Origin of the sequence: Pseudomonas sp. Pse35, from assembly GCF_024519715.1 — a bacterium.
GTDB classification, from domain to species: Bacteria; Pseudomonadota; Gammaproteobacteria; order Pseudomonadales; family Pseudomonadaceae; genus Aquipseudomonas; species Aquipseudomonas paracarnis.
In genome coordinates, this window is the sequence record NZ_JALJRP010000008.1 from 182,141 (window position 1) to 195,562 (window position 13,422).

At 63.0% G+C, this 13,422-nt stretch carries 11 protein-coding genes and 1 pseudogene; 10 read left to right on the top strand and 2 right to left on the bottom strand.

Annotated elements, in window-relative coordinates; all coding sequences use genetic code 11:
• The first annotated feature begins 5 nt into the window (after positions 1 to 5).
• The 6 genes from OC445_RS10245 (at position 6) to OC445_RS10270 (ending at position 6,109) form a co-directional block, all read left to right on the top strand.
• Positions 6 to 938 (top strand): DUF58 domain-containing protein, encoded by a 933-nt coding sequence (locus tag OC445_RS10245; protein ID WP_198791696.1) that lies wholly within the window; start codon positions 6 to 8, stop codon positions 936 to 938.
• On the top strand, positions 935 to 1,429 hold the full coding sequence (locus OC445_RS10250; RefSeq protein ID WP_003190798.1) for a DUF4381 domain-containing protein: 495 nt from the start codon (positions 935 to 937) through the stop codon (positions 1,427 to 1,429). Before OC445_RS10245 ends, OC445_RS10250 begins: the two co-directional genes overlap by 4 nt.
• On the top strand, positions 1,422 to 2,510 hold the full coding sequence (locus OC445_RS10255; protein ID WP_220382793.1) for a vWA domain-containing protein: 1,089 nt from the start codon (positions 1,422 to 1,424) through the stop codon (positions 2,508 to 2,510). Before OC445_RS10250 ends, OC445_RS10255 begins: the two co-directional genes overlap by 8 nt.
• Positions 2,507 to 4,246 (top strand): tetratricopeptide repeat protein, encoded by a 1,740-nt coding sequence (locus tag OC445_RS10260; protein WP_197900528.1) that lies wholly within the window; start codon positions 2,507 to 2,509, stop codon positions 4,244 to 4,246. The genes OC445_RS10255 and OC445_RS10260 overlap by 4 nt, the downstream gene beginning before the upstream one ends.
• Positions 4,243 to 5,883, top strand: coding sequence for a BatD family protein (locus OC445_RS10265; RefSeq protein WP_057975740.1), 1,641 nt, complete (start codon positions 4,243 to 4,245; stop codon positions 5,881 to 5,883). Before OC445_RS10260 ends, OC445_RS10265 begins: the two co-directional genes overlap by 4 nt.
• Before the next feature lie 103 nt (positions 5,884 to 5,986).
• Positions 5,987 to 6,109 (top strand): hypothetical protein, encoded by a 123-nt coding sequence (locus tag OC445_RS10270; protein ID WP_258191644.1) that lies wholly within the window; start codon positions 5,987 to 5,989, stop codon positions 6,107 to 6,109.
• An 88-nt stretch (positions 6,110 to 6,197) separates the two neighbouring features.
• Here the strand turns inward: OC445_RS10270 and OC445_RS10275 are convergent, their stop codons facing one another.
• A complete protein-coding gene (locus OC445_RS10275; RefSeq protein ID WP_198791244.1) occupies positions 6,198 to 6,407 on the bottom strand; it encodes a hypothetical protein in 210 nt (69 codons plus the stop codon).
• Positions 6,408 to 6,528: 121 nt separating this feature from the next.
• Between OC445_RS10275 and OC445_RS10280 the strand changes: the two genes are divergently transcribed.
• From OC445_RS10280 to OC445_RS10295, 4 genes and pseudogenes are all read left to right on the top strand, one after another.
• Entirely contained in the window at positions 6,529 to 7,770 is a 1,242-nt protein-coding gene (locus OC445_RS10280; protein ID WP_105750083.1) for an exonuclease SbcCD subunit D C-terminal domain-containing protein, read from the top strand.
• The gene (locus OC445_RS10285; protein WP_198791197.1) at positions 7,767 to 11,405 is read left to right on the top strand and encodes an AAA family ATPase; all 3,639 of its coding nucleotides are present in this window, start codon (positions 7,767 to 7,769) and stop codon (positions 11,403 to 11,405) included. Before OC445_RS10280 ends, OC445_RS10285 begins: the two co-directional genes overlap by 4 nt.
• The gene (locus OC445_RS10290) at positions 11,402 to 11,995 is read left to right on the top strand and encodes a glutathione S-transferase (RefSeq protein WP_198791198.1); all 594 of its coding nucleotides are present in this window, start codon (positions 11,402 to 11,404) and stop codon (positions 11,993 to 11,995) included. Before OC445_RS10285 ends, OC445_RS10290 begins: the two co-directional genes overlap by 4 nt.
• Before the next feature lie 184 nt (positions 11,996 to 12,179).
• A pseudogene (locus OC445_RS10295) lies at positions 12,180 to 12,515 on the top strand (alpha-E domain-containing protein); the annotation flags it as partial.
• A gap of 169 nt (positions 12,516 to 12,684) precedes the next feature.
• Here OC445_RS10295 and OC445_RS10300 read toward each other — a convergent pair.
• On the bottom strand, positions 12,685 to 13,422 hold a 738-nt coding region (locus OC445_RS10300), incomplete at its 5' end, for an Ig-like domain-containing protein (RefSeq protein WP_262020143.1).

Genomic DNA, 13,422 nt, shown 5'->3' on the forward strand with positions numbered 1-13,422 from the left:
AGTCGATGAACGCAAGCGATGACATCCGCGTAACCCTCAGTGAATTGATTGAGATGCGCCACCGCGTGCGTGAGGTGCAGTTGTTCTCCACGCCTGGCCAGCGTAGCCCGCTGGTGGGCCTGCATCACTCCAAGCTGCGCGGGCGTGGCGTCGATTTCGACCAGGTGCGCGTGTACCAGGCCGGCGACGACGTGCGCACCATCGACTGGCGCGTGACGGCGCGTACCCAGGAACCGCACACCAAGCTGTTCCACGAAGAGCGCGAGCGACCGATTTTCATCATGGTCGAGCAAAGTTGCCGGCTGTTTTTCGGCTCGGGGCAAATGTTCAAGTCGGTGCTTGCCGCCCAGGCCGCCAGCCTGATCGGTTGGGCCGCCCTGGGCCATAACGACCGGGTGGGCGGGCTGGTGTTCGGCGACAACGAGCACTACGAGATCAAGCCACGGCGCAGCAAGCAGAGCCTGTTGCAACTGCTCAACCGGCTGGTGCGGGTCAACCAGAGCCTGAACACCGAGCGTCAACCGGAAGCGGATGCCCTGGGCATGGCCTTGCGCCGTGGCCGCGAGGTGCTGCGCCCGGGCAGCCTGGTGGTGGTGATCTGTGATGAACGCGCCCTCACCGAAGGCGCCGAGCAACAGCTGAGCCTGCTGGCGCGCCATTGCGACCTGCTGTTGTTGCCAATCTCTGACCCGTTGGACCACGCCCTGCCCGCCGCCGGGCTGCTGCGTTTCGCGCAAAGGGGCGCGCAACTGGAACTGGATACACTGAATATCGACCTGCGCCAGGCCTACAAGGCTCAGGCCGAAGCGCGTATCGCCCGCTGGGAACTGCTCGCGCAGAAGCTGCGGCTGTTGTTGATGCCCTTGAGCACCCAGACTGAAATGGTCGAGCAACTGCGCGAATATCTCAACCCGCAACGCCCGGTTAAAAAACCATGAGCAGCCTGGACCAACTGCAACCGCTGATCGCCCCGCCCGCCATTGGCTTCTGGCCACCGGCACCGGGCTGGTGGCTGTTGCTGCTGGTGATCCCACTGCTCGGTTGGGGCTTGTGGTGGCTGCGTCGTTTCCTGCCGGCCCGCCGCCCTGTGGCCCGCGCCGAACAACCGCTGGACCCGTTGCGTATCGCCGCCCTGGCCGAGTTGGCTTTGATGCCCAAGCCCTACGACGGAGCGCCTGCGGGCGCCTGGCTGCAGCAACTCAACGGCCTGCTCAAGCGCCTGTGCCGTAACGACTACCCTTATAGCCAGAGCCATACTCTCAACGGGCGCAAATGGCTGGCCTTCCTGGATAACCGCTGCCCCGCCGCCGGCCTGACGCGCTGGATGGTGTTGGTGGAAGGCGCCTACAAACCCGAATGCAAGCTCGACGACAAAGCCATCGCCGGTCTCACCCAAGCCGTCGACACCTGGATTCGCAAACATGTTTGAGTTCGCCTGGCCGTGGATCTTCGCCCTGTTGCCACTGCCCTGGGTCATGCGCCTGTTGCTGCCCGTGGCCGACAGCGGCGAACCGGCGCTGAAAGTCAGCTACCTCAGCGACCTCGAAGGCCTGGCCCGCCGCCGTGCCCGCGTCAACCTGCCCGGCTGGCGCCAGCAAGCCCCATTCGTGGTGCTGTGGTTGCTGCTGTTGACCGCCGCCGCCCGCCCGCAATGGCTGGGCGAACCCTTGCCGATTGCTGCCAGCGGCCGGGATTTGCTGGTGGCGGTGGATGTGTCCGGCTCCATGGATTTTCCCGATATGCATTGGCAGGACGAGGACGTCAGCCGCCTGGCCCTGGTCAAGCACCTGCTGGGGGACTTTCTGGAGGAGCGTGAAGGTGACCGCGTGGGCCTGATTCTGTTCGGCAGCCAAGCCTACCTGCAAGCGCCCCTGACCTTTGACCGCCGCACCGTGCGCACCTGGCTGGATGAAGCGCGCATCGGCATTGCTGGCAAGAACACCGCCATCGGCGACGCCATCGGCCTGGCCATAAAACGCCTGCGCCAGCGCCCGGCGCAAAGCCGTGTGCTGATCCTGGTCACCGACGGCGCCAACAACGCCGGGCAGATCGACCCGTTGACCGCCGCGCGCCTGGCGGCCGAGGAAGGCGTGAAAATCTACCCCATCGGCATCGGCGCCGACCCCGAGCAAACCGGCTCCCTGGGCATCCTAGGCGTAAACCCGAGCCTGGACCTCGACGAACCGGCGCTCAAGGCACTGGCCGAGACCACCGGCGGCCAGTATTTCCGCGCCCGAGACGGCGAGGAACTGCTGAAGATCAAGGACACCCTCGACACCCTCGAGCCCGTGGAACAACAACCCACCCAGGCCCGCCCGGCCCAGGCGCTGTACAGCGGCCCATTGGCCTTGGCGTTGGTGTTGAGCGTGTTGCTGGTGATCCAGGAACGCTGGCCGAACAACGCTTTGCAACGCGGCTTCAATAGGCTATCGAGCAGGGGCATTTTTTTGCAGCAACACCCTGAATGGCGCCAGCGTCTGCAGCGCCTGCGTTTGCGGAGGCGTCGATGATCGCGCTGTGGCCGCACTGGTTGCACCCCTGGTGGCTGTTGTTGCTGCCCCTGCTTGGCTGGTTGCTGTGGCAGTTGTGGCACCGGCAAAAGCGCGCCGGGCGCTGGCAGATGATCCTGCCGCCGGCGTTCCATGCCGAGTTGCTCAGCGGTGGCAATGGCCGCGAGAGTAAATCGCCGTGGGTGGTGCTCGGCATCGCCTGGCTGTTGGCCGTGCTCGCGTTATTGGGCCCCAGTTGGCAACGGGTTGAACAGGCCAGCCAGAAACCTTCCGACCCCTTGGTGGTGCTACTGGAACTGACCCCGGAAATGCTCGCCACCGACAGCCCGCCCAACCGCCTGGAACAGGCACGGCGCAAGCTGTATGACTTACTGCAAGCGCGCACCGATGCGCAAACAGCCATCATCGTGTATGCCGGCAGCGCCCATACCCTGGTGCCGCTGTCCGATGACCTGGCCACCAGCCGCAACCTGTTGGAAGCCCTGCGCCCGTCGATCATGCCCGAGCCCGGCCATCGTGCCGATCTTGCCGTGGAAAAAGCCCTGGGCCTGCTCAAGCAAGGCGGTCTCGGCCAGGGGCGCCTGCTGCTGATCGGTTCCTCATTGTCCAAACAAGAGCGCCAAGGCATCCGCCTGCAACTGCAAAGTGCCCAGGCTCCAACGTTGTCGATCCTCGGCATCGGCAGTCGCGAAGGTACGCCGGTGACTCAGGAGAGCGGCGAATTCCTCAAGGACGACCAGGGCGCGATCCTGGTGCCGCGTCTCGACAGCCCGACCCTCAAGGCGTTCGCCAGCGAAATGGGCGGCCGCTACCGTGCGGCACGCCTGGATGACAAGGATCTGCGTCAACTCGGTATGCTCGACAGCGCCCAAGCCCTGCGCGACGACGGCCAACGGCTGCGCCTGGACAGCTGGGCCGACCAGGGTTACTGGCTGCTCTTGCCGTTGTTGCTGCTGGCCGCGTGCGCCGGGCGTCGCGGCTGGCTGTTCTGCCTGCCCTTGCTGCTGATGGGCGCGCCGCAACCCAGCTATGCCTTTGGGCTGCAGGACCTGTGGCTGCGCCCCGACCAACAGGGCCAGTACCTGCTCAAGCACAAACGCCCGGCCGAAGCCGCAGAACACTTCCAGGACCCGCAATGGCAAGGCGTGGCGCTGTATGAAGCCGGCAATTACGCCGAGGCCATCAAGCGGTTTGCCCAAGGCAGCGACGCCTATTCCCACTACAACCGCGGCAATGCCCTGGCCAAGGCCGGTGAACTTGAAGCGGCCCTTGATGCGTATGAACAAGCCCTGGAAGCCCAGCCCGATTTGCAGCCGGCGTTAAAAAACAAAGCCCTGGTTGAAGCGCTGATGCAGGAGCAAACGCAGCCCGAGCCGGACCCGCCTGCAAAAAACGCAGATGACGAAACCGCCCAACCCGGCCAAACTGCGCAACCGGGCACCAACGCACAAACGGCCCAGGGCGGCGAGCAATCGTCCCACGGCCAGGGCGAAGCCGGCACGGGTGAGACTCAGCCCAACGCCCCGCCACAGGCCGGCGGCAATGAAGTGCCAGGCAGCGAACTGGGTGACGAGCAAACCACCACGCCGCCACTGCGTCCTGCCGACACGCGCCTGGAAGGCGAGCGCCGCCAAGCACTGGAGCAATGGTTGCAGGAGATCCCGGACAACCCCGGCGAGCTGTTGCGCCGCAAATTCTGGTACGAACAGCAACAACATCAGGACACCACTCGATGAGCCGCCGCACCACCCTTTTGCTCCTGCTCGCGTTGTCGGCAGGCCACGCCCAGGCGGCGGACCTGGTCGCCAGCGTAGACCGCAGCCGCCTCAACTCCGGGGAAACGGTGGAGCTGACGGTGCAATCCAGTGATGTGACCCAGTTTGGCAAACCGGACCTGTCGCCCCTGGACGCGCAGTTCGAAGTCAGCGGCACCCGCCAGATCAACCAACTCACCACGCTGGACGGCGACAACCACGCCACCACCCGTTGGATCATCACCCTGCTGCCCAAGGTGAACGGCAACGTGGTGATCCCGCCGCTGCAGGTGGGCGCGCTCAAGACCCAGCCGATCACCCTGCAAGTGGTGGAAAGCGCCAGCCAGAACACCAGCGCCGAACTGGCCCCGGTGTTCATCGAAGCCAGCCTCGACCAGGCCAGCGTGTACGTGCAGGCCCAGGCCCTGTTGACCGTGCGCGTGTACCACTCGGTATCGCTGTATGACGACAGCAGCCTCACGCCCTTGCAGATACCGGATGCACGTGTCGAACAACTGGGCGAATCACGCACCTATGAAAAGGTCATCAACAGCATCCGCCATGGCGTAATCGAAACCCGCTACGCCCTCTACCCGCAACACAGCGGCGCCGTGGTGATTCCGGCGCAGACCTTCAGCGCTACCCTGGTGGAATCGCGACCGCCCCAGGAAAACACCCTGCAGGGCACCAAGCCGGGCAAGATGATTCATGTCAGCTCTGCGCCCCTGCCCTTGACGGTCAAACCCAAACCGGACGCCTACCCCGCCGACGCCCCCTGGCTGCCCGCGCGCAGCCTGACCTTGAGCGAAGGCTGGAACCCCACGCCGGACCACGTGCAAGTCGGCGACTCCCTGACCCGCAGCCTTACCGTGGAGGCCGAAGGCCTGTCCAGCGCACAGCTGCCGGCGCTGCCCGGCACCGAGGTCAACGGCCTGCGCCGCTACCCCGACCAACCAGTGATGGCTAACCGTACCAGTGACCGCGGCCTGACCGGCAGCCGTGAAGACCGCGAAGCCCTGGTGCCGACCCGCGCCGGCGAGCTGGAACTGCCCGCCGTGGAAGTGGTGTGGTGGAACACCCACGAAGATCACCTGGAACGCACCAGCCTGCCGGCGCGCACCGTGCACGTGGCGGTGAACCCCAGCCTGGTGGTGGACACCCCGGCGACACCCACCATCATCACCGCCCCCGATGATGACCGCCTGTGGCTGTGGCAACTGAGCACACTGATACTGGCCTGCACCACCCTGCTGGGCTTTGGCCTGTGGTGGCGCGCACGCCGGCAACCGGCGGTACAACGCGCCGCGCAAACCGGTCCCAGCCCACGCACCCTGCTCGACGACCTCAAGCGCGCCACCCAGGCCAACGACCCTCATGCTACCCGCCAGGCCCTCGACGCCTGGGCACGGCAACAGCCGGAAACGCTGGCCGACATGGCCGCGCGGTTTGTGCCGCTGTCCGATGCCCTGGATGGGTTGAATGGCGCGCTGTACAGCGAAAGCGGCCAATACTGGTTGGGTGATGACCTGTGGCGTGCCATCAAGGCGATCCCCGTGGCCGAACGCGAGCAAGACCCGGCCACCGACACCACCAGCTTGCCGCCGCTCTACCCCAAGTAACCCCCGAGCCTGCTCGTTCCCACGCTCTGCGTGGGAATGCCGCCCCGGACGCTCCGCGTCCAGGCTTCACGCCCTGTGCAATGGTGACGCAGAGCGTCACGGGATGCATTCCCACGCAGAGCGTGGGAACGATCAATGGCGTGCCATCAAGGCGATCCCCGTGGTCGAACGCGAGCAAGACCCGGCCACCGACACCACCAGCTTGCCGCCGCTCTACCCCAAGTAACCCAGCCTCAACCAACACCACAAAACCCTGTGGGAGCGGGCTTGCCCGCGATGGCGGTGTAACAGTCGGCAGACGTGCTGGCTGATACTCATCCATCGCAGGCAAGCCAGCTCCCACAGTGGATCTGCGTCGCCTGATCGACATGGCCCGCACCCTCGCCGACCGTGCGCTCGATTGCCTGCAACCCAACCCCACTGACACGCCATAACCCCCTAGGAGCGAGCTTGCTCGCGAAGAACTCACAGGCGCCGCGTTTATCCAGGAAACACGCGTCATCGTTGACGTTTTTCGCGAGCAAGCTCGCTCCTACAATCAGCCATCAGGGCTGGCCCACACTCCGTTGATCGCGTCAGCCATGAGTCCACGCGCACTTTTACAGGTAAACTCCCCTCCTTTTCATCTTCTCCACGGAGTTCGCCTTGCGTCTGTTTCATACCTCCGACTGGCACTTGGGCCAAAACCTCCACGGCCAGGAACGCGACTTCGAACACGCCTGTTTCCTAGAATGGCTGCTGGGCCAACTCAAGGCCCAGCGCCCGGATGTGCTGTTGATCGCCGGCGATATCTTCGACACGGTCAACCCGCCGCTCAAGGCCCAGGAGCGCTTGTATGACTTCATCATCAGCGCCCACGAACAACAGCCGACACTGACCATTGTGATGATTGCCGGCAACCATGACTCCGGCTCGCGCATTGAGCTGCCTGCGCCTCTGATGCGCCGCTTGCGCACCCATGCCCTGGGCCGAGTGCTGTGGCTGGATGACGGGCAACTGGATGCCGACCGCCTGCTGATCCCGCTGCCCAATGCCAAAGGCAAGATCGCCGCCTGGTGCCTGGCGCTGCCCTTCCTGCGCCCGGCGGAAGTCACCGGCGCACAGCTGGGCGATGATTACCTGCGCGGCATCGGCCAAGTGCATGAATGGCTGATCGCGGCGGCCAATGCCAAACGCAAAAAGGGCCAGGCGCTGATAGCCATCAGCCATGCGCACATGGCCGGTGGGTCGGTATCCGAAGACTCCGAACGCAGCCTGATCATCGGCAATGCCGAGGCGCTGCCTGCCACACTGTTCGACCGAAGCGTGGCGTATGTGGCCCTCGGCCATTTGCACAAACCGCAAAAGGTCAATGGCGAGGAGCGCATTCGCTACAGCGGCTCGCCAATCCCCCTCTCGTTCTCCGAAATCGGCTACAAGCACCAGATTCTCGACGTGACGTTCCAGGGCGAAAGGCTGGTGGGCTGCGAACCGATCCTGATTCCCCGCTCCGTCAACCTGCAACGCCTGGATGCCGCGCCCTTGGCCGATATCCTCAAGCAACTCGGTGAGCTGCCCGACATCGACCTGCTCGCCGAAACCCAGCGCCACCCCTGGCTGGAAGTGCGCGTGCGCCTCGACGAGCCGCAACCGGACCTGCGCCAACAGATCGAAACCGCCCTGCAAGGCAAGGCCGTGCGCCTGGTGCGTATCGCCGCCGAGTATGCCGGCACACGCGGCAGCGCAGAGGTAGACGATGCGCAACTGATCGAACTCGACCAGCTCACGCCCCAGGAACTGTTCAGCCGCGCCTGGCAAGACAGCTACGGCAGTGAAGTGGATGAACAGACCTTGAAGGACTTCGCCGTGCTGCTCCAGGAAGTACAACAGGAGGGCGAACAGCCATGAAGATCCTCGCCATCCGCCTGAAAAACCTCGCCTCCCTGGCGGGCCCGTTCGAAATCGACTTTACCGCCGAGCCCCTGGCCAGTGCGGGTCTGTTCGCCATCACCGGGCCGACCGGCGCGGGTAAAAGTACCCTGCTCGATGCGTTGTGCCTGGCGCTGTTTGGCGCGGTGCCACGCCTGGGTGACACCGGCCAGGCCAAGATGCCGGACGCCGACACGGATATCTCCATCGGCGACCCGCGCACCCTGATTCGACGCGGCACCGGTGGTGGCTATGCCGAGGTGGATTTTGTCGGTGTCAGTGGCCGTCGCTACCGTGCGCGCTGGGAAGCCAACCGCGCCCGTGACAAAGCCAGCGGCAAGTTGCAGAACAGCCGGCAAAGCCTGATCGACCTGGACAGCGACCAACTGTTGGCCAGCCAGAAAACCGAGTACAAGGCCCAACTCGAATTGGCCCTGGGCCTGAACTTCGAACAGTTCACCCGTGCGGTGCTGCTGGCGCAAAGCGAGTTCAGCGCCTTCCTCAAGGCCAATGACAATGAGCGCAGCGAACTGCTGGAAAAGCTCACCGATACCGCGCTCTACACCCAGCTCGGCCGCCGTGCGTTCGATAAGGCCAAAGAGGCCAAGGACGCCCACAAACAGCTGCAGGACCAAGCCACCGGCGTGGTACCCCTGGCACCCGAAGCCCGCGCCGAGCTGGATCAACAGTTGGCCCACGCCCAGCAGCAGCTCAAGACCCAACAAGCCCAGCTCAAGCAGCTGGAGTTGCAGCACACCTGGCTCAAGGAACTGCGTGAATGGCAGGAGCGCCATCAACACGCAGTGGAGCAACTGCAACGCGACGAAGCAACCTGGGCCAGCCAAGGCCAGCAACGCCAAGACCTCAGCCTGCTGGAGCAGTTAGCACCGCAACGCCATCACTTCCTGCGCCAGGCAGAACTCGGCACCCTGCTGACGCCCCTGGCGGCACAGATTGCCCAGCACCTCGAGCAACAAACCGCCCTGCATTCCCGCCAGGAACAGGCGCAACACCAGCAAGTGGCCGCCCAGGCAGCACTGGCCGAGGCCCTGAAACACCAGGCCGACGCCGCGCCCCTGTTGCGCCAGGCCATCGAAGAGCAAAACACCCTCGCCCATGTGAGCCGCGAACTGGCCAAGCGCAACGAGGAAAAACACCAGCACGAAAGCGCCTGCACCGAAGGCCAGGCCCTGCTCGACGGCTTGCAACACACCCAGGCCCAAGGCACCGAGCGCCTGCAGCGCCTGGCCACCGAACTTGAGCACAGCGCCGCCCTCGCGCCGCTGAGCGATGCCTGGAACGCCTACCGTGACCGCCTGCAACAGTTGGTTTTGATCGGCAATCGCCTCAACCAAGGCCAGGCCGAGCTGGGGCAACTCGAACAGCGCGCCAGCGCCGCCGCCGAACAGTTCACCCAACAGCGCGAAGCCCTGGACCTGCTCTACCACGAGGCCGGTGCCGAACCGCACGCGGTGGCCGAACAAATCCAATTGCTGGCCAGCCTGCTGCAAGACAATCGCAAGCAACAGCGCGCCTTCGAAGACCTGGCCCGCTTGTGGGACAGCCAGCAACAGTTGGATCAACAGGCCGCTGCGCTCACGCAAAGGCTTGCCGAGGCCGCGCAAAAACGCGAACAACTGAACCAGACCGGCCTGCAAACCAAGGCCGAACTCACCGTTGCCGAACAAACCCTGGCGGTGACCAAGCAACTGCTTGAGCGCCAACGCCTGGCCCGCAGTGCCAGCGTCGAGGAATTACGCGAGCAGTTGCAGGATGACCAACCCTGCCCGGTGTGCGGTAGCCACGAACACCCCTATCACCAGCCTGAAGCCCTGCTGCAAAGCCTGGGTCGCCATGATGAAAGTGAAGAGGCGGCTGCGCAGAAAGCCGTCGATAGCCTCAAGGAAAAACTCACTGAATTGCGCGGTGAAGTGGGCGGCCTGATCGCTCAGCAAAAAGAGTTCCTGCAACAGCAGGAACAGTTGGCCACCCAGCAGCAGGGTTTGGCGCCGAGCCTGCAAGCCCACCCACTGTCTGCCTCGCTGTTCAATCAGGACGCTGCCAAGCGCAGCCCTTGGCTGGCCCAGCAACTGGCCCAATTGACCCAAAGCATCAGCCAGGACGAACAACGCCAAGGCGCCCTGCTCAACCTGCAACAGAACGCCGGGCGCTTGCAGCAACAATTACAAGCGGCCCAGGATGCCAGCCAGCAAGCCCGGCAATTGCTGGTGGACCAACAACGGCAACTGGCCGGCGACCGCGAACGCCTGGAGGCGGAACTCAGCGCCTTCGCCAGCCTGCTGCCCGCCCAGACGCTGGAAGGCTTGCGCAGCGCGCCTGCGGCGACCTTCATGCAGCTCGACCAGCAGGTCAGCCAGCGCCTTGAGCAGTTGGGCCATCAACGCGATGAGCAGGCCGAGCAGCAAGAGCGCCAACAGGCCATCGAGAAACAACACACCCACCAACAGCATCGTCAGCAGCAACTTGACGCTGTGAATCTGCAAGTCGCCGAGCTGGCCGACCAGCAACACGCCGTCCAGGAAAAACTCCGCGCCTTGCTAGGGGATTACCCCAGCGCCGAACACTGGCAACAGCAGCTGGAGCAAGCCGTCACGCAGTCGCGCCAAAGCGAGACCGACGCCAACCAGGAACTGCACGCCGTGCACACGGCGCAAGTACAGCTGGCCGCCGACCTCAAGGCCCAGCAGCAACGCCAGCAGGCATTGGAGGCGGAACAGCAAGCCCTTGCGACACGCATCGGCGAATGGCGCGCCCAGCACCCAGAACTGGATGATCAGGGCCTCGCACGCCTGTTGGCCCTTGATGAAGCCCAGGTCGCGCAGTTGCGTCAGCACCTGCACAGCAGCGAAAAGGCCGTCGAGCAAGCCAAAGTTCTGCTGCACGAGCGCGAACAGCGCCTGGCCGAACACCAGGCCCTGCACAATGGCAACCTGGAGGCCGAGCAACTGGACGCCACCCTGGCAACGCTTGAGCAGCAACTGCTCGAGGGTGAGAAACACTGCGCCGAACTGCGCGCACGCCAGGCCGAAGACCAGCGCCGCCAGAATGCCAACCAGGCCCTGGCCGAACAGATAGCCAAGGCTTACGAGCAGTGGCAGCGCTGGGCACGCCTGAATGCGCTGATCGGCTCGGCCACCGGAGACACCTTCCGCAAGATCGCCCAGGCCTACAACCTCGACTTGCTGGTGCACCATGCCAACGTGCAACTGCGCCAACTGGTGCGCCGCTACCGGCTCAAACGCGGCGGCAGCATGCTCGGGCTGTTGGTGATGGACACAGAGATGGGCGATGAACTGCGTTCGGTGCATTCATTGTCCGGTGGCGAAACCTTCCTGGTGTCGTTGGCCTTGGCCTTGGGCCTGGCGTCCATGGCGTCGAGCACCTTGAAGATCGAGTCGCTGTTTATCGACGAAGGCTTTGGCAGCCTTGATCCGGAGTCATTGCAATTGGCGATGGACGCTCTGGACGGCTTGCAGGCCCAGGGCCGCAAGGTGGCGGTGATCTCCCACGTACAGGAAATGCACGAGCGCATCCCGGTGCAAATCCAGGTCCAGCGCCAGGGCAATGGCTTGAGTACCCTGGAGGTCAAGTGAACGCAGCGCTGCTGTACTCGTTCCGACGCTGCCCGTATGCGATGCGGGCACGGCTGGCCTTGCGTTACTCAGGTGTTGCTGTGCGAATCATCGAGGTGAGCCTCAAGGCCAAGCCAGCCGAGATGCTGGCGCTGTCGCCCAAGGGTACGGTGCCGGTGTTGAGTGTCGAAGGTCGAGTGATCGAGGAGAGCCTGGAGATCATGCAATGGGCGCTGGCGCAGCACGATCCGGATGATTGGCTGCTGCAAGGTGACCCTGCGGTGCTGGCGTTGATTGCCGAAAATGATCAGGTGTTCAAGCATCACTTGAATCGATACAAGTATGCCGAGCGCTACCCGGAACAGCCGATGGAACATTATCGGGCCGAGGGTGAGGTGTTCTTGCAAAAGCTGGAAGGATTGCTGGCGGAGCGTGAGTACTTGCTCGCCGAACACCTGAGCCTGGCGGATGCGGCACTGGCGCCGTTTGTGCGGCAGTTTGCTCATGTGGATCGGGAGTGGTTTGCGGGTACAGCGTATGACCGGTTACAGGCGTGGCTACACCGGTTCCTGGAGTCCCCACTGTTTACCGCCGTGATGGCAAAGCCCTGAGGCCAATACAATCAAGTGTGGGAGCTGGCTTGCCTGCGATGCTGACGACTCGGTGCAACTGAAACACCGAGTTGATGCCATCGCAGGCAAGCCAGCTCCCACATTTGACCGTCGCTCAATTCCAGTTCAGGACCGGGTCTTGTTATCTAGCATCAAGTATGGGGCAAACCCGCTTTTGAATCAGTCCGTGTTCCACGAATTGTCGTCATTCGAGGCATACACCGAGCTGTATCCCGATGCCTTGAATGCCCGCTCGGTGTCGGAACTGCTGCTGTTACGCAGCGACGTGCCGCGCTCGCTGCATGCGTGTATCGAGGAGTTGAGCCATATCCTCACGGACCTGCCGGGCAGTTATGGGCGCACGGCGCAGCGGTTGGTGGCGGAATTTGAAGCGCGGCTGAGGTATACGGGGATTGATGAGATTCTGGAGGATGGGTTGCATAGTCGGTTGACGGAGTTTATTGAAGCTATCCGGGAGTTGGCGCGGGCGGTGCAGAGCTCTTACCTGGCGGTTGTGTGAGGGCATTGCAGTCACTTGACGGTCAGTCCTTGTGGAGGCGTGGAAACCCTGCCCCCAAAGGACGATGTCGAGCTGCCTGAGTTTTTTGCCCGTGCGCACGTTCGCCGGGAGTGGCGCACGGGGCAGTCTTCCTTGAAGTAAATATGCCCCAGATTAGCCCTATGTTGATTTAACTAATCCCCCATATAGCAACAGAATTCCAACTCCCGTTATCAGGAGTAATCAGTAATTCATAAGGATCAGTTGCCGTATACCTACCAAACCTAAGCATAGTTTGATTACCCAACCACAGCGATCCAACGATAGGAAGTCCACCCACTCTGTATAAGTCAGCAAGTACCCTGCACTCAGCCTGAGTTGGAAAACGTGTACCTGAACTGGCGATAGCATTGACAGCTCTGGGCCATGCATTTTGCATTGGCGGCTGGCCTGTATGAACTCTCCGCCACATCGTTAAACCACTTATCGTCAAGGTATAAGAGGCGGTAGTTCCAACATTATCTGTCACTGTGATTTTCGTAGTTCCTTTGCCCGCCGCTACCACTCGCCCTGTCAACTCATCAACCGTTGCTACATTTTTATCAGCTGAACTGTAGCGATAAGGACGAACGCCACCTGTTGCACTTTGAGTATAGACAGCAGCCGCAGGTGGATTTGCGGGCGGGGCTCCTTGAATAACATGGTAGCCAGGGACTGCAAGAGTTTTATTCCCACCCGCACTTAAAGCGGGTTTGTAAATGGTGTATTCCACCACCGGAAAGCTGATGGCCTCGGCCTCAACCTTGCTCACACTGAACGCCGCTTTTAACTCCACCTGCAGCTTGGTGCCATGTCCCAACCCCTCCAGATAGGTACGAGCGATCCCTGGTTCGATTTTTCCGTTAGCGATCCAGGTCGGGTTCACAGC